Genomic DNA, 24,421 nt, shown 5'->3' with positions numbered 1-24,421 from the left:
ACGGGGAATCAGCCCGGGACCACGCATTCGAAGGCGTGGAGGTACGTGTTGACCGGCACGACGTCGCCGATCAGCAGTCCGGCGTCCGAGATCCGGGCGACCAGGCTCTCCCTCGTGTGCTTCGCGCCGCCGACATTGAGGAGCAGCAGCAGGTCCATCGCGGTGGTGAACCGCATCGAGGGAGTGTCGTCGACGAGGTTCTCGATGACGACGACCCTGGCTCCCGGGCGGGCCGCGGCGACGACATTGCGCAGTGTCCGGCGCGTGCTGTCGTCGTCCCACTCCAGGATGTTCTTGATGATGTAGAGATCGGCCTCGACCGGGATGGCCTCGCGGCAGTCCCCGGCCACGATCCGGGTCCGGTCGACGAGCGGCCCCTCGTCCCGCAGCCGGGCATCGGCCCGCGCCACCACACCGGGCAGGTCCATCAGGGTGCCGTGGAGCGACGGGTGCTTCTCCAGCAGGCTCGCCAGTACGTGCCCCTGGCCGCCGCCGATGTCGGCGACCGCGGACACCCCGGTGAGGTCGAGGAGTTCGGCGACGTCCAGCGCGGACTGCATGCTGGAGGTCGTCATGGCCCGGTTGAAGATCTGGGCCGACTCGTGGGCATCCTGGTGGAGGTAGTCGAAGAAGCCCTTGCCGTGGACCTCCGCGAAGACGCTCCGGCCGGTACGCACCGCGTCGTCGAGGCGCGGCCAGACATCCCAGGTCCAGGGCTCGGTGCACCACAGCGAGATGGAGCGCAGGCTGTTCGGGTCGTCCTCGCGCAGCAGGCGGGACATCTCGGTATGGGCGAAGTACCCGTCCGGGGTCTCGGTGAAGATCCCGTAGCAGGACAGGGCACGCAGCAGCCGGCGCAGTGGCACCGGCTCGGCCTTCACCAGCGCGGCGAGCTCCTGCGCGGTGGCGGGTGTCTCGCCCAGTGCGTCGGCGACGCCCAGCCGGGCCGCGGCGCGCACCGCGGCGGCGCGGGCCGCCCCGAACACGATCTCGCGCAGCTGCATGGCCGGCTGAGGGGGCGTGACGGGGTGCGGGACGGCGACGTGGACGTGGGTCGATGCGGAAGTGGATGCGGGAGTGGGACTCACAGTGGTCATGCTGTATCGCTTCTCCTCGTGCGGGGTGCGCCGATCAGCACATCCCGGCCGGTGTGGACTTCGTGCAGACGTTGGCGGTGAACGTGTTGCCCTTGCCGGTGTCCCCGTTGGCCAGGTCGGCCGGCTTGTTGCCGAGCACGACATTGCCGCTGATGGTGTGGCCGGTGTTCTTCGTGCCCACGAAGCTCTTGAACAGCACGACGCCGCCCGAGAGCGGCGTGGCGCCCACGTTGTTGCTGATCGTGTTCGAGCGCACCCGGGTGTCCGCGGCGCCGGTGAGCACGATGCCGGAACCCTGGATGGCGGGCAGCCGTTCGGTCTTGGCGCAGAACTTGTTGTTGTTGTTGATCTGATTGGACCGGATCGTCATGGCTCCGGCCTGCGGCCTGCCCTCGTCGCCCACGACGAACACACCGCTGCAGTTGGCGGTGAAGGTGTTGTCGTGGACCGACAGGTTCCTGACGCGCCTGGCGGTGAAGCCGATTCGGTTGTCCGAGAGCGTGTTGTCCTGGAGCTCGGTGCCCCGGGTGTCGGTGGCGCCGCCCTCCTCGTCGACCGTGTTCGCGACGAAGATGCCGGCGTCGCCGTTGGCGCGGGCGGTGTTGCCCGTGAACACACCACGGGTCGAGCGCTCCTGGGCGATGCCCCAGACGCCGTTGTGCTCGGCGATCACCCGCCGCACGGACAGCCGGTCCGTCCGGGAGGCCCAGACGCCGTTCTTCTTGAAGCCGGAGACGGTCAGCGAGTCGACGCTCACGCCGTCGACGGTCCGGCCCGCCCGGCCCAGGACGCAGACTCCGCTGCCGGTCTTCGCACAGGCGTCGACGGAGCGCGGGTTCTTCGCCGCCGGCCGGATGACGGTCCGGTCGCCGTAGCCGCGCAGGGTGAGGTTCGGCTTGGTGATCAGGACGGTCTCCCGGTACGTGCCGGGCATGACGACGACGGTGTCACCCGCCCGAGCGGCGTCCACCGCCTTCTGGATCGACTGGCCGGGCCGCACCACATGGGCGCTCGTGGCTGATGCGGAGGGCATTGCCGCGCCGATTCCAGCGGCGGAGACTACCGCGACCGGGACAAGGATCTTGATGTGTCGTTTCCTCATGAGCCGAAGCTATGGGCGTTTTCCCCCCTTTGCCACATAGGGTGAGCTGACGGGTACCAGGCGTTCCCGAATGGCTTACGCCTGGGCACGTCGCGTGGCGCAGGGGGTGGACGCGCAGCGATGCACCCGGGTGATCCGGACCGGCGCTGTCACGGCTCTTGCGAGGATTAACGGTCGGGCCGCCGTTCGGGTGTTCCTCGGGGATCCCGTCCGGCCGCCGTTCGGGTGCCTCTTCGTCCTCGGGCCCGTGGTGCCCCTCTGCTCGGGCTCGCGTCCTCAGCCCTCGGGCGTGCGCCGGGGTGCGACGACCGAGCGGGCCCACCGGTAGTCGGCCTTGCCGCTCGGTGAGCGCTGGATCTGCCCGGTGATCACCAGCCGGCGGGGGATCTTGTAGCCGGCCAGACGCGTCCTGCAGTGCGCCTGGACGTCGTCCAGCGAGGGCTCGGCCGCCCCCTCGCGCAGCTGCACCACCGCCGCGACATGGTTTCCCCACCGCTCGTCCGGCACCCCGGCGACCAGCGCGTCGTACACATCCGGATGGGCCTTCAGCGCCTCCTCGACCTCCTCGGGATACACCTTCTCGCCCCCGGTGTTGATGCACTGCGAGCCCCGGCCCAGGACCGTGACGATGCCGTCCGCGTCGACGGTCGCCATGTCGCCGAGCAGCACCCAGCGCTGACCGTCCCTGCGGAAGAACGTCTCCGCGGTCTTTTGCGGGTCGTTGTAGTACCCGAGCGGTACGTGGCCGCGCTGGGCGATCCGCCCGGGCTCGCCCGGAGCCACGGGCTCGTACGTCACCGGATCGACCACCGCCGTACGGGAGTTGACCTGAAGCCGGAAGCCCTTCTCCGGACCCGAGTCGGCCGTCGCCGTACCGTTGAACCCCGACTCCGACGAGCCGAAGTTGTTCAGCAGCATCACCGTCGGCACCAGCGCCTGGAACTCCGCGCGCACCGAGTCCGACATGATCGCACCCGAGCTGGAGACGGAGAACAGCGACGAACAGTCGGTGCCCTTCAGTGGCCCCTCCAGCGCGTCGATCAACGGCCGCAGCATCGCGTCGCCCACCAGGGACACGCTGGTGACCTTCTCCTTCTCGATCGTACGGAGGACCTCCTCCGGCACGAACTTGCGGTGGACGACGACCCGTTGCCCGAAGTTGAACCCGATGAACGCGGTGAGCGTCGAAGTGCCGTGCATCAGCGGGGGAGTGGGGAAGAAGGTGATCCCGTCACCACCGGCGGCCACCCGCTCGGCCAGCTCCTGCGGGGTCTTCACCGGATCACCGGTCGGCGCACCGCCGCCGAGGCCGGAGAAGAAGAGGTCCTCCTGACGCCACATCACACCCTTGGGCATTCCGGTGGTGCCACCGGTGTAGATGATGAACTGGTCGTCGGCCGAACGCGGCGGGAAGCCGCGCTCCGGGCTCCCGGCCGCCTCGGCGTCCGTGAACGCCACGGCACCCGGACCGCGTACACCCGTCACCGGCGCCCCCACCCGGACCAGGTGACGGAGCGTCGGGGCCTTCGGCGCGGCGGCCGCGACCCGGACGTCGAACTCGGCGTCGAAGACCAGCGCCACGAGATCCGAGTCCCGGTAGAGATAGGCCAACTCCTCTTCCACATAGCGGTAGTTGACGTTCACCGGAACGATGCGGGCCTTGAGGCAGGCCAGCACCGTCTGGAGATACTCGACCCCGTTGTAGAGGTGCAGCCCGAGGTGCTCGCCGGGAGCGATGCCCGCCTCGATCAGATGGTGCGCGACGCGGTTGGCCGCCGCGTCCAGCTCCGCGTACGTCAGCCGGCGCTCCGCACCCGTACCGGGATGGTCGAGGTAGACGAGCGCCTCGCGTTCCGGGACCGCGTCGACGACCGACTCGAACAGGTCGGCAAGGTTGTACTCCACCATTCCTCCTGACCCCGGATGCTGACTGGCCCGGCGGTCATTAGAGCGCCGGGAGGCGCAAGTGGGAAGAGGGGCCGCCGAAGAAATCTGACTGACTGTCAGAAAACTATTGAACTGGACCCTCTCCTACTGCAACCTGTTCTAGGTCTTGAGACGGGAGGCAGGCAATGGGTGGTACGGAACACCTCACCGTGCGGCGCGAGGGCGCCACGCTGGTGCTCACCTTGAACAGGCCGGAGGCGAAGAACGCCCTCTCGCTGCCGATGCTGGTCGGGCTGTACGACGGCTGGCTGGCCGCGGACGAGGACGACGGGGTCCGCTCGATCGTCCTCACCGGCGCCGGCGGCTGTTTCTGCGCCGGTATGGACCTCAAAGCCCTGGCGGGCAAGGGGATGGAGGGCGAGCAGTACCGCGATCGGATGACCGCCGACCCCGATCTGCACTGGAAGGCGATGCTGCGCCACCACCGCCCCCGCAAACCGGTCATCGCTGCCGTCGAGGGCCACTGCGTCGCGGGCGGCACGGAGATCCTCCAGGGCACCGACATCCGGATCGCCGGGGCGGGCGCCACCTTCGGGCTCTTCGAGGTCAAGCGCGGCCTCTTCCCCATCGGCGGGTCGACGGTACGGCTGCCGCGCCAGATCGCCCGTACCCACGCGCTCGAAATGCTCCTCACCGGACGCCCGTACAGCGCCGAGGAGGCCGCCGGCATCGGGCTGATCGGCCGGGTCGTCCCCGACGGCACCGCCCTGGAGCAGGCCCTCGAAGTCGCCGAGCGGATCAACGCCTGCGGACCGCTCGCCGTCGAAGCCGTCAAGGCCTCCGTGTACGAGACGGCCGAGCTGACCGAGACCGAGGGGCTCGCCGCGGAGCTGAAACGCGGCCGGCCGATCTTCGCCACCGACGACGCCAAGGAAGGCGCCCGCGCCTTCGCCGAGAAGCGCCCGCCCGTCTACCGGCGCGCCTGAGCCAAGGAGGCAACCGTGCCCGACATCCTCAGCGCACCGCTGGTGGTCGAATTCCCCTTCACCCGTTCCCTCGGACCGGTCCAGAGCGCCTTCCTCACCGGACTGCGCGCACGCACCGTCCTCGGCGTCCGGACCGTCGACGGAAAGGTCCTCGTCCCGCCCGTCGAGTACGACCCCGTCACCGCACAGGAGATCCGCGAGCTGACCGAGGTCGCCGCCACCGGCACCGTCACCACCTGGGCCTGGAACCCCGCCCCGCGCCGCGGCCAGCCCCTCGACACCCCCTTCGCCTGGGTCCTCGTCCGGCTCGACGGCGCCGACACCGCCCTGCTGCACGCCCTGGACGCGCCCGGCCCGGAATCCGTCCGCACCGGCATGCGGGTACGGATCCGCTGGGCCCCCGAACGGGCCGGCGCCATCACGGACATCGCCTGCTTCGAGCCGTACGACGACGGCGAGACAGGTCGATCCGTCCCGCACAGCGGCGAGTTCGGCGATCCCGTCACCGGCATCGTCACCCCCGCCCGCCTCGACTACCGGTACACTCCCGGCCGCGCCCAGAGCGCCTACCTCGGCGCACTCTCCGAGCGGCGGGTCGTCGGGGAGCGCTGCCCGTCCTGCACCAAGGTGTACGTGCCGCCCCGCGGTGCCTGCCCCACCTGCGGGGTCGCCACCGCCGAACAGGTCGAGGTCGGCCCGCGGGGCACGGTGACGACGTACTGCATCGTCAACATCAAGGCGAAGAACCTCGACATCGAAGTCCCTTACGTCTACGCGCACATCGCCCTCGACGGCGCCGACCTCGCACTGCACGCGCGGATCGGCGGACTCCCGTACGACCAGGTGCGCATGGGCCTGCGGGTCGAACCCGTCTGGACCGAGGGCGGACGGCACCCCGATCACTACCGGCCGACCGGCGAACCGGACGCCGACTACGACGCGTACAAGGAGTTGCTGTAGATGCGAGACGTGGCGATCGTCGCCTTCGCGCAGACGGACCACCGCAGGCGCACCGACGAACTCTCCGAAGTCGAGATGCTGATGCCCGTCCTCCACCAGGTCCTCGACGCGACCGGTCTGCGGGCGAGTGACATCGGCTTCACCTGCTCCGGCTCCAGCGACTACCTCGCGGGCCGCGCCTTCTCCTTCACCATGGCGCTCGACGGCGTCGGCGCGTACCCGCCGATCTCCGAGTCCCATGTGGAGATGGACGGCGCCTGGGCGCTGTACGAGGCCTGGGTGAAGATCCGGACGGGCCAGGCCGACACCGCCCTCGTCTACTCGTACGGAAAGTCCTCGCCCGGTGCGGTGCGCGACGTGCTCACCCGCCAGCTCGACCCGTACTACGTCGGCCCGCTCTGGCCGGACTCCGTCGCCCTCGCCGCGCTCCAGGCGCAGGCGCTGATCGACGCCGGCGACACCGACGAGGCCGCCCTCGCCGCGATCGCCACCCGCAGCCGCGCCGCCGCCGTGAACAACCCGCACGCCCAGCTCGCCGGCCCGGTCCCGGCCGGTGAGTACGTCGTACAGCCGCTGCGCACCGGTGACTGCCCGCCGGTCGGCGACGGCGCGGCTGCCGTGCTCCTCGCCGCCGACGACACCGCACGGGCCCTGTGCGCCCGCCCTGCCTGGATCCGCGGGATCGACCACCGCATCGAGGCCCATAGCCTCGGCGTCCGCGAGCTGACCGAATCACCCTCCACCCGGCTCGCCGCAACCCGCGCCGGGGCCTTCGAACGGCCCGTGGACACCGCGGAGTTGCACGCGCCGTTCACCTCCCAGGAGGTGGTGCTGCGCAAGGCGCTCCGGCTCGACGACAGCGTCACCGTCATCAACCCGTCCGGCGGTGCGCTCGCCGCCAACCCCGTCATGGCCGCGGGGCTGATCCGCCTCGGCGAGGCCGCCGCCCGCATCCACCGCGGCGAGTCCGACCGGGCGCTCGCCCACGCCACCTCCGGGCCCTGTCTGCAGCAGAACCTGGTCGCCGTACTCGAAGGGGAGAGCGCTCATGTCTGAGGAGCCCGTGGCGGTCGTCGGCATCGGCCAGACGAAACACGTCTCCGCCCGCCGGGACGTCTCCCTCGCCGGACTCGTCCGCGAGGCCGCCGTCCGCGCGCTGGAGGACGCCGGACTGACCTGGGCGGACATCGACGCCGTCGTCATCGGCAAGGCTCCCGACTTCTTCGAGGGCCTGATGATGCCGGAGCTCTACCTCGCGGACGCCCTCGGCGCGGTCGGCAAGCCGATGCTCCGGGTGCACACCGCGGGCTCGGTCGGCGGCTCCACCGCACTCGTCGCCGCCAACCTGGTCTCCGCACGGGTGCACCGCACCGTCCTCACGCTCGCCTTCGAGAAGCAGTCCGAGTCCAACGCCATGTGGGGCCTCTCGCTGCCCATCCCGTTCCAGCAGCCGCTGCTGGCCGGAGCGGGCGGCTTCTTCGCCCCGCACGTCCGCGCGTACATGCGCCGCACCGGGGCGCCCGACACGATCGGCTCGCTCGTCGCGTACAAGGACCGGCGCAACGCGCTCAGAAATCCGTACGCGCACATCCAGGACCCGGACATCACCCTGGAGAAGGTCCAGTCCGCCCCGATGCTCTGGGACCCCATCCGCTACTCGGAAACCTGCCCGTCCTCCGACGGGGCCTGCGCCATGATCCTCACCGACCGTGCCGGAGCGGACCGTTCACCGCACCCGCCCGCCTGGGTGCACGGCGGCGCCATGCGCAGCGAACCCACACTCTTCGCCGGCAAGGACTTCGTCTCGCCGCGGGCGGGCAAGGACTGCGCCGCCGATGTGTACCGGCAGGCGGGGATCAGCGACCCACGACGGGAGATCGACGCCGTCGAGATGTACGTGCCGTTCTCCTGGTACGAGCCCATGTGGCTGGAGAACCTGGGCTTCGCCGAGGAGGGCGAGGGCTGGAAGCTCACCGAATCCGGCGTCACCGAACTCGACGGCGACCTGCCGGTGAACCCCTCGGGCGGGGTGCTCTCCACCAATCCCATCGGCGCCTCCGGCATGATCCGCTTCGCCGAGGCCGCGCTGCAGGTCCGGGGACAGGCGGGCGAGCACCAGGTGGCGGGGGCGCGAAAAGCGCTCGGCCACGCCTACGGCGGCGGGGCGCAGTTCTTCTCCATGTGGCTGGTCGGAGCCGAGCCTCCCACCGGCTGACCGCAGGCCGTCGCGGACCGGAGGGAGTCCGTCACGCGGCCTGTCCCGGGCCGCCCGGGGTGGCTACGATTCGGCCCGGGACGACAAGTGGGAGGAGCCGACGTGGCGGAGAGCACCACGACCCGACAGCCCTTCGCGGGCTGGGACGAGCCGGACCTGGATCTCAGCAACGCGGACTGGCGGTCGGGCAGTCAGGGCGCGGGCGATGTCCAGATCGCCTTCGTCGAGGGATTCATCGCGATGCGCAACGCCGGCAAACCCGGCAGCCCCCCGCTGATCTTCACCCCGGCCGAATGGCGGGCCTTCGTGGTGAACGCCCGCGACGGCGAATTCGACCTCACCTGAGCGTCGCAAGAGAAGCCGTACGGTCGCTGCACGCCGCCGGCCGGGCGCTCTTCGCGTACGGCGTCCGCCCGGGTGAGCCCGGCCCCGCGGACAGGGGCCGGCTGCGGCTTCGGCGGCACGGCGGAAGGGAACGCGTTCAAGGAACACCCCCGTCGGCAGTAGTGCGTACTGTCGTGCGGCAACCGCGCCAGGGGCGCCCGCCACCACGAGCGGCACCGCACCCAGTAGCGTGGTGATCATGATGGGCGAGCGCGACCTTCGAACCCTGCTGAGCGGTATGCGGCCGGAACTGAACCCCGGCCGCTACGTCTTCACGACCGTGCCGGGAGACGCCGTGCCCACCTGGGTCACTCCGGTCGTCACGGTCACCGAACCCGAGGGCGTGACCCTGGTCCTGCCGGAGGCGGAGGCCGACGAGGCGGGACTGGCGCACGAATACCCCGCGGGCTGGATCACGCTCCGTGTCCACTCGTCCCTGGACGCGGTCGGCCTCACCGCTGCCGTGTCCCTGGCGCTCGCCGACGTGGGGCTGAGCTGCAATGTGGTGGCAGGCTTCCACCACGACCATCTTTTCGTCCCGTACGACCGGGCGGCCGAGGCCGTCGACGTGCTGGAAACCCTGGCCGCCGAATCGGCCTGAGGCGGCGCCGCGGCGCCGCCTCAGCCGGGCCCTGGGGCCCGCCGGAGCCCGGCCGGCGGACCCGCGGGCGCCCCCGCCTGCGCGGACCCGGCTCCGCAACGTGAGCCCGGACACGTAACATGTCTGCATGTCCTTCCTCCGCCGCCGTAGCGCCGCCACACCCGCGGGCCCCGACTTCGACGTCCTGGCCATGGACCCGGGAGACTGGCCCGGAAATCTCGGCGCCGGTCTGCTGCCCGCGCCCGACGGGAGCTGTCAGGGCGTCTTTCTGCGCTACGACCTGTTCGGCGGCCGCGGCCCCGCGATGATCATCGGGAATCTCCCGGAGGGCTCGCCCGCCCGCGAGACCGAGGAGGGGCAGGTCCCGTTCGAGGTCGCCCAGCTGCTGCTCGCGCTGGAGAACGACGAACCGGTCGAGGTCACCGGCACCGAGGACATGCCCGTGATGCAGGGCGACAACCTGCTGATCGTCCGCCGCGTCAAGCTCTCCGAGAGCCGGATCTCCTGCGTCCAGTTCGACCGCAGCGACGGCGTGCTCGTGACCATCGCCAGCTGGGACCGGCCGATCACCGATGATCTGTACACCCTGCTGAAGCCCCTGCCCGCCGAGCTGTTCCAGCAGGGCTGAAACCCTCTTCGCCGGCCGCCCATACGCATGGGGCGGCCGCGGGGCACCTGCCCGAACCCCCGGTTCGGCGCAGGGCATGACGGCAACTTCGGCGCCACCTCGGGCATCGCCGAGATGCTGCTGCAGAGCCGGCACGACGCCGTCGAGATCCTCCCGGCCCTCCCGGCGAGCCGGCCGGACGGATCGGTACGCGGGCTGCGCGCCCGGGGCGGCTTCACCGTCGACATCGAATGGGCCGCGGGGCAGGCCCGCCGTGTGGTGATCACGGCGAGCCTCAGCCGCGAAGCGACCGTCCGCAGCACGCTGTTCGCGAGCAGCGAGAAGGTCTTCAAGGCACGTGCGGGCGGGCGCTACACGCTGGTCGCCGACGGCTGAGCGAACAGCGCGGTCACCCGCGCCGCCGAGACGCCGAGCCCCGTGGGACCGCTGAGGTGCCACGGGGTGCCGGTGCCCCGCCGCAGATCCTGCTCGCGGTAGCGCCGGCAGTCCCGGTGCCAGATCAGGATGCCCGCCATCCAGTGCTTGAGCTCCAGCACATACCCGGCCAGGATCTCCCGCGCCTCCGCGTCCAGCCCGAAGTCGTCGTACAGCACCGGGAGTTCCTGCTCGGCAACGTACAGGAACTGCCGCAGCCGCGATTTCATCAGATCGTGCACGATCGCCACCCCGGTCGGATAGTCCACCCCGAAGAAGTTCTGCACGACCAGGACACCGTTGTGCACCTCACCCTCGTACTCGATCTCCTTCTGGTACGAGAACAGATCGTTGAGCAGGCACGCGTAGTCCGACGCCGCGTTCTCCAGCGAGCGCAGCGGACCGCTGTGGTAGATCTCCTCCGGCACCCTCCTGCCGTGGCCCAGCCGGCACAGACTCATCGTGAGGTCGGAGCCGAAGGTCCTGCGCCGCATCTCGACGTAGTCCACCGGGTCCGGAATGCGGTTCTGCACCTGGTTCGCCAGCTCCCACACCCAGCTCGCGGTCATCTCCTCGATCGCCGTCCGGAAGGCGCGGCGCCCGCTCGCGTCCATCGGCGCCGAGGTCTTCGCCCAGAGATCCGCCAGCCCCCGCTCCAGCGCGTTGACCGGCTCGGGCGTCCCGGACCCGTCCAGAGGCATGAACAGCGACAGACGTTCATTGGCGAGCTTGGCCCCCGCCAGGTCACGGGCCCGCCCGTGCACCACCGGGAACCAGTCGTCACCGTACGTCCCCCAGGTCAGCCACTGCGAGGACAGATCCAGCTCAGCCGGTGTCGCGTCCGGGTGCAGTCCCGCCGCGCACAGCGGCAGGTCGGTCGCGATCAGCCGCTCCTCGTCCCAGATGTGCGAACCCGGCACTCCCGGCTGCGCCTCCAGGATTCCCGTGCGACGAGCCCAGTCGACGATCCGCACCCGCGCCCCGTCCAGATGCGGACTGAGCGTCGTACCGAAGGGCAGCTCGAAATCGGGCAGCAGGGACGGGCCGACATGCTGGTACGGCACATGGGTGTGGCTGCGCAGCCGGGCCGACTCCGAGCGGGGGGTCAGCCGGATCGAGGCCGCCGCCATACCGAAACCGAGGGCGGTCTCACCGGCCCCGCCGTCGTTCATGTAGCGGCTGGAACGCATGTGCCACTCATGACCGCCCGACTGCCAGTCCTGCAACCCCTTGACGTACGCCAGAACCGCCGCGGTGTCCGCCGGGTCGAGCCCCTTCTCGGCGCAGAGCGGACCGAGTTCGGTGAGCGCAGTGTTCTCGAACTGCTGCAGCCGCGACGTCAGCAGATCGTTCACCGCGTCGGCGGCCTCCTGCGTGGAGCAGCCGAGAAAGTGCTCAAGGACCAGCACACCATTGCTGTTCTCACCCTCGTCCTCGACCTCCCGCTGGTACGAGAAGAGATCATTGCGCAGATGGACGCCGTCGGAGAAGGCGTCCCGCAGCACCCGCAGCGCACGCTCCTCGGCCACCGACTCGGGGACCTCCGCGCCCGCCGCGTACTCCACGAGACCCGCCGACCACGGGGCACCGCCCACCTTGCGGCGCATCTCGATGTACTCGACGGGGTTCGCGATGCGCCCCTCGTTGATGTTGGCGAGCTCCCACAACGACTCGTCGAGCAGGTTCTTCGTCGACTCGGCGAACCGGACCCGCCAGGCGTCGGACATGTCCGGCACCGTCCGCGTCCACAGATCGGCCAGCCCCGCCTCGACCGGATTCGTCGGCTCCGGCATCCGGGCCCCGCGGTCCATCGGCATGAACGCCGGCAACCGGTCCAGATACCGCTTCCCGCCCTCACGGTCGGGGGTGCGCTTGAACAGCTCCAGGAAGTGGTCGTCGAAGAAGAAGACCCACACATACCAGTCGGTGACCAGTGAGAGCGCCTCGGACGAGCAGTCGGGGTGGGTGTACGCGCACAGCAGCGCGTAGTCGTGGGAGTCGAGGTCCTTCTCCTCCCAGATGCCCGAACCCTCCAGCATCCCTATGCTGCGCGCCCACTCCCTGGTGTGCGCTCGCGCCTCCTCGACATGGGCATTGAGCCGCGCCGGATACGGAACGTAGAAGTCCGGCAGGGCGAAGGGCTGAGCCATGTGCGTCCGGCCTTTCAGAGATCTCCGTGCGTACGCCGCACGGACCGGTGGTGTCCGCGCGAGCACTACCCTTCGGCCGTTCGGGGCACGCACATCCACAATTAGTCACACAAAAAGTGCGCCCGTTCGTGGCCTGCCACCGCGTGCCGCCGGTCGGCCGGCCACTCGCAAAACCCGGGTAACGAGGCGCCGCCAACGACCGGTTGCTTCTTTCCGGCCGCAGGTCAGACACCCTGCCAATGGTCTGGTCCACTGACTCGACGCACGGCCCCCACCGAACCCTTGACGCGCCATCACCTCAGGTCAGAGAGTGTGCGCGCACAGCGGAACAGTGAGATCGGATCACGCACGGCTCCATCACGCACGGCTCCAAGAAGGGTTGTCATGACGTCCAAGCAGAGGACCGGACTCGCACTCGCGCTGACCACGGTCGGCGCACTGAGCATGGCACTGCTCAGTCCCGCGGCGCAGGCCGGTGCGGACGGGGTGCGGCCGGAATGCCCGCGCGGCCTCGAATGCGACTGGGTACCGGCGGCCTACCAGCAGACGGGTGACCCGGCCGACAAGGAGACGTACGGGAACTACGACACCTCGGACCGGCCGCACACCAACAAGATCAGATTCATTGTTCTGCACGACACCGAGGAAGACTTCGACACCACCCTGAAGATCTTCCAGAACCCGCTGAAACAGACCTCGGCCCACTATGTGGTGCGCTCGGGCGACGGCCATGTCACGCAGATGGTCAAGGGCAAGGACGTCGCCTGGCAGGCAGGCAACTGGTACGTCAACAGCCACTCCATCGGCATCGAGCAGGAGGGCGTCGCCGTCGAGGGCGCCAAGTGGTACACCCCCGAGATGTACCGCTCGACCGCCAAGCTGGTGCGCTACCTCGCCGCCAAGTACGACATCCCGCTCGACCGTCAGCACATCATCGGCCACGACGGTGTGCCGCCCACCAGCGCCGCGGGCACCAAGAACATGCACTGGGACCCGGGCACGTACTGGGACTGGAACCACTTCATGAAGCTGCTCGGAAAGCCCACCGTGCCGAGCGCACCGAAGAGCAGCGAACTCATCACCGTCAGCCCGGACTTCAAGCAGAACAAGCAGGCCTTCCGCGACTGCGAGAAGGGCGTCGACCTGCCGGTCCAGGGCTCCAGCGCCGTCCCGCTGCACACCGCGCCGTCCACCGACGCGCCGCTCTTCTCCGACCCCGGCCTGCACACCGACGGCAAGCCCGGCACGAACTGCGCCGCCGACTGGGGCAGCAAGATCAGCGCGACCCAGCAGGCCGTCGTCGCGGACCACGCCCCCGGCTGGACGGCGATCTGGTGGTACGGCCAGAAGGCCTGGTTCCAGACCCCGGCCAAGACCAGGACCACCACGCCCACCTCCGGCTACGTGGTCGAGCCGAAGGCCGGCCGTACGGAGGTGCCGGTGTACGGGGTGGCATACCCGGAGAAGTCCGAGTACCCCGCGGACTTCGCGGACCGGCGGGTGGGCTCGCCACTGCAGTACACGATCAAGGCCGGTCAGTCCTACCCCGGCGGCGGTGAGGCACCCACGGGCTTCTTCTACGCCCCGACGATCGACGCCTCGTACCCGCTCGACCACGCGTACTTCCAAGGCAAGGAGAAGTACGTGACGGTGCAGATCGGCCACCGGGTCGCCTTCGTGAAGGCGTCCGACGTGGACATCGTGCGCGCGCACTGAGACCGCGGGTGTGCCCTGTGCCCCTCTGTGTGCGGCATCCGTGCACGGAGGGGCACTTGACCGTCCGGTCACGGCCCGGGTTCGTCCGGGCCCCGTCGGCCCGCCACCTGACGGCCCACGACCTTAAGCCCCACCTGCCGGCCCGCGACCTTCAGCCCGCCACCTGCCGGTTCACCTGTGCGGGAGAGAGCGCGTGTTCGATCGCGAGGATGCCCGCCCCCACCGCGGCCGCGTTCTCGCCCGTACGGCTCGGCTCGATCCGCAGCAGTTGCGTGGCCAGCGGATGTGAGCGTCGATAGACCGCCTCCCGTACCCCCGCGAGCAGCTGGTCGTGGACGGCCGCCAGTGCGCCCCCCATCACCACCGTGTCCGGGTTGAAGAAGTTCACCAGCCCGGCAAGGACCTCGCCGACCGCCCGGCCCGCCTCCCGCACCATCCGTACGGCGTCCCGGTTCCCGGACTGCACCAGCCGCACCACATCACTTCCCGATGCCGCGTGCAGCCCCAGCCCGACCAGTTTCGCCGCCAGTGACGCACCGCCCGCCACGGCCTCCAGGCACCCCGAATTGCCGCACCGGCACGGATCGTGGAGGTCCGCGACCCGGATATGGCCGATGTCGCCCGCACATCCCTGCGCCCCCCTGTGCAGTTGCCCGTCGGCGACGATGCCACAGCCGATCCCCGTGCCGACCTTGATGTACAACAGGTAGCGGCAGTCCGGGAAGGCGCGGCGCTGCTCGGCCAGCGCCATCACGTTCACATCGTTGTCGACCAGGGCCCGCACCCCGAACCGGGCGGCGAAGAACTCCGGGATCGGATACTGGTGCCAGCCCGGCATGATCGGCGGATCGACAGGGCGGCCGGTGGAGAACTCCACCGGGCCAGGTACCCCGACACCGATGGACCGCAGCGTCTCCGGCTCCCGGTGCGCCTCCTTGAGCAGGGTGCGCACCGTCCGCTCCACGTGCCGCAGAACGGAGTCCGGGCCGTCGCCGATGGACAGCGGTTCCTCCTGCACCGCCAGGGTGGCGCCGCCGATGTCCATCAGCACCACTCTGCAGTGCGAGGCTCCCAGATCCACCCCGGCCACCGCGTGTTCACGGGTGCGCAGCGCCAGCCGGCGCGGCGGGCGGCCACCGGTGGAACCGCCGTCGGCGTCCTCGTCCACCAGGCCGTGCGCGATCAGCGCGTCCACCCGCTGGGAGACCGTCGAACGGGCCATCCCGGTGATCCGGGCGATGTCGGCACGGGTCGCCACCGCACCCGAACTGATCAGCGCGAGCACCTTGCCCGGCGAGTGCGAGGCGGCAGCGGATGTGCGATCCGACGGCGAAGACATGACAGCCACCCTAAGGACGACTTCCGCTGCTCACAAGGCATCAAGTGTTCGGCCCTCGACCTAAGTCCGTGCCAAGTCACCTGAAAACAAAGGTGCTTGAGCCCTTGACAGTCCTAAGGCATGTCACGACTCTGCTCTGCAGACCGCTGAGCGAGGAGCCAGTCGATGCTGACGATGCACGGTGTGTCCAAAAGCTTTCTCGGGGTGCGTGTGCTCCACGAGGTGGGGCTCGATCTCGAAGCCGGAGAAGTGCATGCCCTGGTGGGGGAGAACGGCGCGGGAAAGTCAACACTGATGAAGATCCTCGCGGGCGAGCACGTACCCGACGCGGGGAGCCTCACCATCGACGGCACCGCGTACTCCTTCAGCCACCCGGCGCAGGCCCAGGCCGCCGGGATCGGTATCGTCCACCAGGAGTTGGCGCTGCTCCCGCACCGCACCGTCGCCGAGAACGTCTTCCTCGGCCGCGAACCGACCCGGTACGGACTCGTCGACCGGCGCGCCATGGAACGGCGCACCGCCGAACTCCTCGCCGAGATGGACGAGACCGGCATCACCCCACGGACCCCCGTCCACGAGCTGTCCGTGGCACGCCGGCAGACCGTGGAGATCGTCAAGGCCCTCGCCTCCGACGTCCGGATCCTGGTGATGGACGAACCCACCGCCGCACTCGCCGACCACGAGGTGACACAACTCGCTTCCCTGGTACGCCGTCTGACCGCTCGTGGGCTCGGCATTCTCTACATCTCGCACCGGCTCCGCGAGGTCTTCGCACTCTCGCAGCGCATCACCGTCCTCAAGGACGGCCGCCGCGTCGCCACCCTCACCACCCGCGACACCGACGCCGACACGGTCGTACGCGCCATGGTCGGACGGGAACTCGGCGCCTACTACCCGCCCCGGGCCCGTCCCGGCGAGGCCGGCGCGGTGCGGCTCACCGTGAGCCGCGGCGGCAACGCCCGGATCTCCGGCATCGATCTGACCCTGCGTGCGGGCGAAATCGTCGGCCTCGCAGGCCTCCAGGGCTCCGGCCGCACCTCCCTCGCCCGGGCACTCTTCGGTGCCGAGCCCTTCACCACGGGCACCATGACCGTCGACGGAACACCGCTGCGCCCGACCCGCCCCCGGGACGCCGTCCGGGCCGGAATCGCCCTGGTCACCGAGGACCGCAAGGCCGAGGGCCTCGCCCTGCGCCAGTCCGTGACCGACAACGCGCTGCTCGTGACCCGGGCCGTGCCCGCCCGCGGCGGACCGCCCGCCGACCGCGACGTGAGCGCGCTCCTGGAACGCGTACGCCTGCGGGCGCCTGGCGGGAACCAGCAGGTCCAGTACCTGTCCGGCGGCAATCAGCAGAAGGTCGTCATCGCCAAATGGCTCGCCGCCCGCCCCCGGGTCCTCCTCTTCGACGAACCGACCCGCGGCGTCGACGTCGGCGCCAAGGCGGCCATCCACACCCTCGTACGGGAACTGGCCCACGAGGGCCTCGCCGTACTGATCATCTCCTCCGAACTGCCCGAGTTGATCGGCATGAGCGACCGCATCCTCGTCATGTCCGAAGGCCGCCTCGCCGGCGAACTTCCCGCCGGCGCCTCGGAAGAGGCCATCATGCGCATCGCCACCGGCGGCGACCGTACCCGGGAGGGAGCCGCATGACCGCACTCCGGCCCGACCTGAAGACCCGGCCCCGCACCGGCCCGCGGCGGACCGCCCGGCTGCGCCCCGCCGGCCCCGTGGCCGGAGTGTGGCTGGCCGCGCTCGCCGTCACCGTTCTCGGCTGGATCGTCGTCGCGGCCCGCGGCGGGGACTTCCTCACCGTCACCAACGTGGTGACGATCCTGCAGAACTGCGTCGCCCTCGGCCTCGTCGCCGTCGGTCAGTCCGCCGTCATCCTCACCGGATCACTCGACCTGTCCGTCGCCTACCTCATCAGCCTGGGTACCCTCGTCGCCGCGGAAACGATGGAGAGCGGCAGCGTCCTCGTCGCCGTCCTCGCCGTCCTCGCGCTCTGCGCCGCCGTCGGACTGGCCAACGGACTGATCGTCACCGGCCTCAAGGTCAACGCGTTCATCGCGACCCTCGGCACCGCCTTCATCCTGCGCGGCTGGATCGAGGACAACTACACCGGCCCGGCGGGCAAGGTCCCCGCCTCCTTCCAGCACCTCGGCTACGACCGGATCGGTCCCGTCCCCGTCTCCCTCTTCCTGCTCCTCGCCCTCGCCGCCGCCCTCTGGCTGATCACCCGCCGCACCCGTCTCGGCCACCACATGTACGCGACGGGCGGTGACGAACACGTCGCCCGGCTCTCCGGGGTCCGGACCCGGCGCACCGTCATCACCGCGCACATCCTGTGCTCACTCTGTGTCGGCGCCGCGGCCCTCTTCCTCGCCGCCCGGCTCGGCGCCGGAGCGCCCTGGGCAGGCACGGAAGCCCGCTACGACCTGGAGTCCATCGCCGCCGTCGTGCTCGGCGGCACCGCGCTCGCCGGGGGCCGCGGGGGAGTGGCGGGCACCCTCGGCGGCATCCTCGTCCTCGCCGTACTCGACAGCGTCTTCAACCAGCTCGCCGTCGACCCGTTCTTCAAGAACGTCGTCCGTGGCGTCGTCATCATCGCGGCCGTCGCCCTCTACGCGCGAGGCCGCCGCACCTCGCAGGAGAGGACCGCATGACCACCGCACAGGCGCCCGCAGCCCGCCGTGCCGTACGCGCCCTCACCACCGGCACACCCGTCTACATCCTGCTCGCGGTGCTCCTCGCCGCACTCGCCCTCACCGACCCGGGCTTCTACGAACCCGACCGCTTCCTCGCCTTCGTCAAGCGCGCCGCCCCCCTCGTCATCCTCGCCGCGGGCCAGTACCTGGTCATCGTCTGCGGCGAGTTCGACCTGTCCGTCGGAGCGATCGTCACCGCCGGTGTAGTCGTCGCCGCCGAACTGTACGGCTCGTTCCCGGACGCGCCCTGGCTGCTCGTCAGCACGGTCCTGCTGCTCGCCGGAGCCCTCGCCGGCCTCGTCAGCGGACTGATCACCACCCTGCTGCGCGTGCCGTCGTTCATTACCACGCTCGGCATGATGCTGATCCTCGAAGGCGCCGTGTTCTTCTGGACCGGCGGTTCCCCGCACGGCGCGCTGCCCGCGGCCTTCCGCCGGATCGGTCGCGGCACCGCGTTCGGCTGGCTGCCCTGGGCCGTCCTCGCCTGCGTCGTCGCGGGCTTCCTCGCCGTACGCCTGATGCGTTCCGGGTTCGGCCGTACGCTCCTCGCCACCGGCGACAGCGAACGCGCCGCCGCCCTGGCCGGAGTCCGGGTCGCACGGGCCCGCACCATCGCCTTCGTCCTCTCCGGCGTCGCGGCGGCACTCGCCGCCGTGCTCGTCGCCGGTTTCTCCGGGGTCTCGGCGCAGGCCGGCCGCGGCTACGAGTTCGAGGCGATCACCGCCGTCGTCCTGGGCGGCGTGGTGCTCGGCGGCGGGCGCGGCTCCGTCGTCGCGGCGATGGCCGGAGCCTTCTCGCTCCAGGCACTGTTCACCCTGCTCAACCTCCAGGGCGTCTCCGGCGCCCTGGAATCGACCGTACAAGGCGTCATCGTCATCGCCGCCGTCGCCCTCGGCGCAGCCGACTGGTCCCGGCTGCGCCGCCGCGGCACCGAGCCCCCGGGAGCGAAAACCTCATGAGCACGCGAAAGATCCGGCACACCCTCGTGTCCGTCGCCGCCCTGCTCGGCGCGGCCCTGCTCGCAGGCTGCACGAGCGACACACCTCCCGACGCGCCCGCGGCCGCAGCAGGCGGCAGCTCGGGCGACCCCGGTACCGGCAAGCAGTCGAAATTCTTCGACCGGGCGGAGTACGACCGCCAGCTCGCCCTCGCCGAGGAGACCCCGCGGGGCCCCGCCGGCAAACCGTGGGAGCAGATGCTCCGGCCACAGCTCGTCGACACCACGCAGTACAGGAAGAAGAACGGCGCCGACGGCATCCATCTCTGCTTCTCCAACGCGGGAGTCTTCAACCCCTGGCGCCAGGTCGGACTCAAGAACCTGCGGGCCGAGGCCGGACTCCACAAGGAGATCACCGACTTCACCGTGCTCGACGCACAGGGCAAGGACGACAAACAGATCTCCGACATCCAGGAGCTCACCGGCCAGGGCTGCGACGCACTGATCGTCTCGCCGAACACCACGGCCACCCTCACCCCCGCCGTCGAGCAGGCCTGCGCGAAGGTGCCCGTGATCGTTTTCGACCGGGGCGTCGAGACGGACTGCGCCGTCACCTTCATCAACCCGATCGGCGGTTACGGATACGGGGCGGTCGGCGCGGACTTCCTCGTCGAGAAGGTGAAACCCGAGGGGAAGATCCTCGCCCTGCGGATCTCCCCGGGCGTCGATGTGCTGGAGACCCGCTGGTCGGCGGCGAAGGTCGCCTTCGACAAGAGCGGACTCGACGTCGTGGACGTGAAGTTCACCGACGGCGATCCGGCCAGGACGAAGGCGATCGTCACCGACGCGATCACCCGCAACGGCGACATCGACGGCGTCTGGATGGACTCCGGAGCCACCTCCGTCGCCGCCGTCGAAGCCTTCGAGGACGCCGGCAAGGACGTACCGCCCATCACCGGCGAGGACCAGCAGGACTTCCTCCAGGCGTGGAAGGAGAAGAAGCTCACCGCGATCGCCCCGTCGTACCCCACCTTTCAGTGGCGAACGCCCGTCATCGCCGCGCTGAAGATCCTCAAGGGCGAACAGGTCCCGAAGGAGTGGAAGCTTCCGCAGCCCACCGTCACCCAGGACACCCTCGACCAGTACCTCAAGCCCGGCATGCCGCCCCTGCACTACGCGATGTGCGGCTGCGAGAACCTCCCGGGCTTCCCGGAGAAGTGGGGAGGCAAGAAGTGAGTGCCGCCGCGTTCCCGCTCGGCGCGAATCCGTGGATCTGGCACTCGCCGGTGACGTACGAAGCACTCGGTGACGTTCTGCCGCGCCTGTCCGCATGGGGTTTCGACTGCGTCGAGATCCCGCTGGAGAACGAACGCGACTGGGCACCCGCATCCGTCACCAAGCTCCTCAACGCATCCGGACTAGCCCCCGCCGCGGTGATCGCCGTCATGCCGCCCGAGCGCAACCTGGTCCGCGCCGATCCGCAGACCGTCCGGGTCACCCAGGACTACCTGCACCGCTGCGTCGACGCGGCCAGGGCCCTGAACGCCCCCACCGTCGCCGGGCCCGTGTACACGGCGGTCGGCCGCACCTGGCGGATGAACCGCACCGAACGCGCGGCGGCCTACGAGGAGTTACGGGAGAACCTTGCCCCGATCGTCGATCACGCACACGCCGACGGGGTGCGCATCGCCGTGGAACCCCTCAACCGGTACGAGACGAGTCTGCTCAACACCGTCGACCAGACCCTCGAAGCACTGACCGGACTCCCCGAGGACACCATCGGTCTCGCGCTCGACGTGTACCACCAGAACATCGAGGAACGCTCCCTGCCCGACGCCGTACGCCGCGCCGCGGGCCGCATCGTCCACGTCCAGGTGTGCGCCAACGACCGTGGCACTCCCGGCGCCGACTCCCTCGACTGGCCCGGCTTCCTCACCGCACTCACCACGAGCGGCTACCACGGACCGCTCTGCATCGAATCATTCACCGCGCACAACGACGCCATCGCAGTCGCCGCCTCCGTCTGGCGACCGCTCGCCGGCACCCAGGACACCCTCGCGACCGACGGCCTGGCCTTTCTTCGCCGGGCCCTCGAAACCACCCCCTGAACCCGCTCGTCCGCGACCCGCAGAGAGGACCCGCACGTGAGCCGCCACCGCATACGCTGTCATGCTCGCGACATACGACATACGTTCATCGCGCTGATCAGCGCACTGCTCCTCGCACTGACCGCGCTGCCCGCGACCGCAGCCACCACCGGCAAGGCCCCCGCCTTCCGCGCCCTGCTCTTCACCCGCGCCGTCGGCTATGTGCACGGATCCATCCCCGCCGGCATCCAGATGTTCAAGGAGGAGGCGGCCGCCAACAACTTCGAAGTCGTCGAGACCGCCGATCCCGCGGTCTTCGACACCGCGAAGCTCAAGGACTTCGACGTCATCGTCATGCTGCAGAACTCCGGCATGGTCTGGGACACCGACGCCCAGCGCGAAGCGATGCAGACGTACGTACGGGGCGGTGGCGGCGTCGTCGCCATCCACAACACCCTCGACATGGGCATCGAGGACACCTTCCCCTGGTGGGACGAGGCCATCAACGGCGGCGTCCACATGCCCGCCCACTCACCCGGAGTCCTTCAGGGCACCGCCAAGGTCGCCGACCGCGTCCACCCCTCCACCGCGGGCCTCCCGGAACGCTGGGAGCGCCCCGAGGAGTGGTACAACTTCGACCGGAACCCCCGGGGCGACGTCCACGTCCTGGTCACCGCCGACGAGACCACGTACAACCCCGGCGGCTCCGCCATGGGCGCCGACCACCCCATCTCCTGGTGCCGCAACACCGAGGGCGGCAAGGTCTGGGCGACCGCCATGGGCCACGACACCGCCTCGTACAGCGAAGCCGCCTTCCGTACCCATGTCCTCGGCGGCGTCAAATGGGCCGCGGGCAACAAGCCCGGCGACTGCGGCGGCACCGTCTGGAGCGGCTACGAGAAGATCACGCTCGACGACAACACCGCCGACCCGATGGAACTCGACGTCGCCGACGACGGCCGCGTCTTCTACATCCAGCGCAGCGGCGAAGTCAACATCTACGACCCGGCGGCCCACGCCACCACCACCGCCGGGAAACTCGACGTCTACACCGGCGGCGAGGACGGCCTGGTCGGCATGGAACTCGACCCCGACTTCAAGAAGAACCACTGGATCTACCTCTACTACGCCCCCGCGGGCGTCACCGAGGACGTCAACCGGCTCTCCCGCTTCACGGTCAAGGGCAACGTCCTCGACCGCACCAGTGAGAAGAAGCTCATCGACGTCCCCGCCTACCGCGACCGCACCTTCCCCGAGCCCGGACACACCGGTGGCGCCGTCGAGTTCGGCCCCGGCCGCACGCTCTACCTCGGCGTCGGCGACGACACCCCGCCCAACCTCGACCCGGACTGGCAGGGTTACGCCCCGCTCGACTGGCGCGAGGGCAAGCAGATGCTGGACGCCGCCCGCACCGCCGGCAACACCAACGACCTGCGCGGCAAGATCCTGCGCATCAAACCGAAGGACAACGGCGGCTACACCATTCCCCAGGGCAACCTCTTCGCCCCGGGAACCGCCAGGACCCGCCCCGAGATCTACGCGATGGGCTTCCGCAACCCGTTCCGCTTCACCGTCGACCCCAAAACGGGGTACGTCCACGCCTCCGACTACGGCCCCGACCGCGGACTGCCCACCACCGACCGCGGTCCCGAAGGCCTCGTCGAGTACAACGTCATCAAGAAGGCCGGAAACTTCGGCTGGCCGTTCTGCCACGGCAACAACCAGGCCTACGCCCCGTACAACCCCGACACCAAGGAAGTCGGGCCCAAGTTCGACTGTGCCGACCCGGTCAACCCCTCACCCAACAACACCGGCCTGACCGCACTCCCGCCGATCCAGCAGCCGGAGATCTGGTACGGCTACGGGGCGTCGACGGAGTTTCCCGAAGTCGGCAGCGGAGGCTCGGCCCCGATGAGCGGCCCCGTCTACCACTACGACGCGAAGAACCCGTCCACCACGAAGTTCCCCGCCTACTTCGAGGGCGCGAGCTTCTTCTACGAGTGGTCGCGCAACTTCGTCAAGGAAATCCGCTTCGGCAAGGACCGGAAAGTCCTCAAGATCAATGACTTCCTCTCCTCCCAGAAGTTCAACAAGCCGATGGACATGACGTTCGGCCCCGACGGCTCGCTCTACGTCCTCGAATGGGGCAGTTCCTTCGGCGGCGGCAACAACGACTCCGGGCTCTACCGCATCGACTACGCCCAGGGACAGCGCGCACCGGTCGCCAAGGCCGCCGCCTCCGCCACCGACGGCCCCGTACCGCTGAACGTCGACTTCTCCAGCGCGGGCAGCAACGACCCCGACGGTGACCCGCTCAGCTACGCCTGGGACTTCGACGGCGACGGTACGTACGACTCCACCGACGCGAACCCCAGCCACACCTACACGGCCAAGGGCAATTTCGCCGCCCAGCTCAAGGTCACCGACTCCACCGGAAAATCCGGCTACGCCAACATCCCGGTCACGGCCGGCAACACCGCACCCGAGGTGACCATCGACTTCCCGGTCAACGGCAAACTCATCGAGTTCGGCGACAAGATCCCGTACAAGGTCACGGTCACGGATCCGGAAGACGGCCCGGTCGACTGCTCCAAGGTCACCGTCAACCCGGCGCTGGGACATGACGACCACGAACACCCGACCACCGACATCCCCGGCTGCGAAGGCACCGTGGACACCGGGGACCTCGGCGGCCATCCCGAAGGCGCGGACCTCACCTACGTGCTCAACGCCAAATACACCGACAAGGGTGGCGAAGGCGTCTCGGCCCTCACCGGCTACGGCCGCGCCGTGCTTCAGCCGAAGCACAAGCAGGCGGAGTACTACGACGCCCAGTCCGGCACCCGGATCGTCGCCCAGGAAGGCGCCGAGAACGGCAAACGGATCGGAGACGTCTCCAACGGCGACTGGGTCGCCTTCGACCCGATGAGCGTCGAAGACATCGGTACGGTCGGCTACCGGCTGTCCTCACCGTACGGGGTCGGCGCGATCGAACTGCGCGCGGACGCCCCCGACGGCCCGCTGCTCGCCACCACCCCGGTCCCGAACACGGGTGGCTGGGACAACTATCAGGCCACCCCGCCCGTGTCCGTCCAGGAACTGAAGGGAACCCACAAGCTGTACCTCGTCTTCACGTCCCCGCAGAACAACTCGTTCGACGTGGACGCGGTCGACTTCAAGAGCCCCTGACACCACATCGGCGCGCTGCGG

At 69.8% G+C, this 24,421-nt stretch carries 19 protein-coding genes and 1 pseudogene; 15 read left to right on the top strand and 5 right to left on the bottom strand.

Annotated features, from left to right (window positions below; translation table 11 throughout):
- Positions 1-8: 8 nt before the first annotated feature.
- The 3 genes from ACFVV1_RS34135 to ACFVV1_RS34125 all read right to left on the bottom strand — a co-directional run bounded on the left by ACFVV1_RS34135 (position 9) and on the right by ACFVV1_RS34125 (position 4,104).
- Positions 9-1,097 (bottom strand): methyltransferase, encoded by a 1,089-nt coding sequence (locus ACFVV1_RS34135; protein WP_389997495.1) that lies wholly within the window; start codon positions 1,095-1,097, stop codon positions 9-11.
- 34 nt (positions 1,098-1,131) lie between these two features.
- Positions 1,132-2,199 carry a nitrous oxide reductase family maturation protein NosD gene (locus tag ACFVV1_RS34130; protein WP_389997492.1) on the bottom strand — a complete coding sequence of 356 codons (1,068 nt, stop codon included), beginning with the start codon at positions 2,197-2,199 and terminating at the stop codon, positions 1,132-1,134.
- A 276-nt stretch (positions 2,200-2,475) separates the two neighbouring features.
- Entirely contained in the window at positions 2,476-4,104 is a 1,629-nt protein-coding gene (locus tag ACFVV1_RS34125; RefSeq protein ID WP_389997659.1) for an acyl-CoA synthetase, read from the bottom strand.
- Between the two features lie 167 nt (positions 4,105-4,271).
- Between ACFVV1_RS34125 and ACFVV1_RS34120 the strand changes: the two genes are divergently transcribed.
- From ACFVV1_RS34120 to ACFVV1_RS34085, 8 genes and pseudogenes are all read left to right on the top strand, one after another.
- Complete coding sequence (locus tag ACFVV1_RS34120) at positions 4,272-5,072, top strand: crotonase/enoyl-CoA hydratase family protein (protein WP_389997489.1); 801 nt, start codon at positions 4,272-4,274, stop codon at positions 5,070-5,072.
- A 15-nt stretch (positions 5,073-5,087) separates the two neighbouring features.
- On the top strand, positions 5,088-6,032 hold the full coding sequence (locus ACFVV1_RS34115; protein ID WP_389997486.1) for a Zn-ribbon domain-containing OB-fold protein: 945 nt from the start codon (positions 5,088-5,090) through the stop codon (positions 6,030-6,032).
- A complete protein-coding gene (locus ACFVV1_RS34110; protein WP_389997483.1) occupies positions 6,033-7,088 on the top strand; it encodes a thiolase domain-containing protein in 1,056 nt (351 codons plus the stop codon).
- Positions 7,081-8,247, top strand: coding sequence for a thiolase domain-containing protein (locus ACFVV1_RS34105; RefSeq protein WP_389997480.1), 1,167 nt, complete (start codon positions 7,081-7,083; stop codon positions 8,245-8,247). Before ACFVV1_RS34110 ends, ACFVV1_RS34105 begins: the two co-directional genes overlap by 8 nt.
- Before the next feature lie 102 nt (positions 8,248-8,349).
- The gene (locus tag ACFVV1_RS34100; protein WP_389997477.1) at positions 8,350-8,592 is read left to right on the top strand and encodes a DUF397 domain-containing protein; all 243 of its coding nucleotides are present in this window, start codon (positions 8,350-8,352) and stop codon (positions 8,590-8,592) included.
- Positions 8,593-8,830: 238 nt separating this feature from the next.
- Positions 8,831-9,232: an ACT domain-containing protein gene (locus tag ACFVV1_RS34095; RefSeq protein ID WP_389997474.1), complete on the top strand. Its 402-nt coding sequence runs from the start codon at positions 8,831-8,833 to the stop codon at positions 9,230-9,232.
- A gap of 127 nt (positions 9,233-9,359) precedes the next feature.
- Positions 9,360-9,860 carry a hypothetical protein gene (locus ACFVV1_RS34090; RefSeq protein WP_018550733.1) on the top strand — a complete coding sequence of 167 codons (501 nt, stop codon included), beginning with the start codon at positions 9,360-9,362 and terminating at the stop codon, positions 9,858-9,860.
- Between the two features lie 78 nt (positions 9,861-9,938).
- Positions 9,939-10,235 (top strand): annotated as a pseudogene (locus ACFVV1_RS34085) (glycoside hydrolase family 95-like protein); the annotation flags it as partial.
- Here the strand turns inward: ACFVV1_RS34085 and ACFVV1_RS34080 are convergent.
- The gene (locus ACFVV1_RS34080) at positions 10,211-12,424 is read right to left on the bottom strand and encodes a germacradienol/geosmin synthase (protein WP_389997471.1); all 2,214 of its coding nucleotides are present in this window, start codon (positions 12,422-12,424) and stop codon (positions 10,211-10,213) included. The pseudogene ACFVV1_RS34085 and the gene ACFVV1_RS34080 overlap by 25 nt on opposite strands.
- A gap of 384 nt (positions 12,425-12,808) precedes the next feature.
- On the opposite strand from ACFVV1_RS34080, the gene ACFVV1_RS34075 reads away from it, so the two are divergent.
- Complete coding sequence (locus ACFVV1_RS34075; RefSeq protein ID WP_389997468.1) at positions 12,809-14,140, top strand: N-acetylmuramoyl-L-alanine amidase; 1,332 nt, start codon at positions 12,809-12,811, stop codon at positions 14,138-14,140.
- A 151-nt stretch (positions 14,141-14,291) separates the two neighbouring features.
- Here the strand turns inward: ACFVV1_RS34075 and ACFVV1_RS34070 are convergent, their stop codons facing one another.
- Positions 14,292-15,479, bottom strand: a complete 1,188-nt coding sequence (locus ACFVV1_RS34070; RefSeq protein WP_389997466.1) for an ROK family protein — start codon at positions 15,477-15,479, stop codon at positions 14,292-14,294.
- Positions 15,480-15,644: 165 nt separating this feature from the next.
- Here ACFVV1_RS34070 and ACFVV1_RS34065 point away from each other — a divergent pair, with 165 nt between their 5' ends.
- Genes ACFVV1_RS34065 through ACFVV1_RS34040 form a run of 6 tightly spaced genes read left to right on the top strand, consistent with a single transcriptional unit; the run spans position 15,645 to position 24,400 of the window.
- On the top strand, positions 15,645-17,132 hold the full coding sequence (locus ACFVV1_RS34065) for a sugar ABC transporter ATP-binding protein (RefSeq protein ID WP_389997463.1): 1,488 nt from the start codon (positions 15,645-15,647) through the stop codon (positions 17,130-17,132).
- Positions 17,129-18,145, top strand: a complete 1,017-nt coding sequence (locus ACFVV1_RS34060) for an ABC transporter permease (protein ID WP_389997460.1) — start codon at positions 17,129-17,131, stop codon at positions 18,143-18,145. The genes ACFVV1_RS34065 and ACFVV1_RS34060 overlap by 4 nt, the downstream gene beginning before the upstream one ends.
- The gene (locus tag ACFVV1_RS34055; protein ID WP_389997457.1) at positions 18,142-19,146 is read left to right on the top strand and encodes an ABC transporter permease; all 1,005 of its coding nucleotides are present in this window, start codon (positions 18,142-18,144) and stop codon (positions 19,144-19,146) included. Before ACFVV1_RS34060 ends, ACFVV1_RS34055 begins: the two co-directional genes overlap by 4 nt.
- Positions 19,143-20,360 carry an ABC transporter substrate-binding protein gene (locus ACFVV1_RS34050; RefSeq protein WP_389997454.1) on the top strand — a complete coding sequence of 406 codons (1,218 nt, stop codon included), beginning with the start codon at positions 19,143-19,145 and terminating at the stop codon, positions 20,358-20,360. The genes ACFVV1_RS34055 and ACFVV1_RS34050 overlap by 4 nt, the downstream gene beginning before the upstream one ends.
- Positions 20,357-21,232: a sugar phosphate isomerase/epimerase family protein gene (locus ACFVV1_RS34045; protein WP_389997452.1), complete on the top strand. Its 876-nt coding sequence runs from the start codon at positions 20,357-20,359 to the stop codon at positions 21,230-21,232. Before ACFVV1_RS34050 ends, ACFVV1_RS34045 begins: the two co-directional genes overlap by 4 nt.
- A 51-nt stretch (positions 21,233-21,283) precedes the next feature.
- Positions 21,284-24,400 (top strand): ThuA domain-containing protein, encoded by a 3,117-nt coding sequence (locus ACFVV1_RS34040; RefSeq protein ID WP_389997656.1) that lies wholly within the window; start codon positions 21,284-21,286, stop codon positions 24,398-24,400.
- Positions 24,401-24,421 lie beyond the last annotated feature (21 nt).

Origin of the sequence: Streptomyces sp. NPDC058092 (assembly GCF_042884935.1) — a bacterium.
Taxonomy (GTDB): domain Bacteria; phylum Actinomycetota; class Actinomycetes; order Streptomycetales; family Streptomycetaceae; genus Streptomyces.
This window is presented reverse-complemented; position numbering and strand designations above follow the sequence as displayed.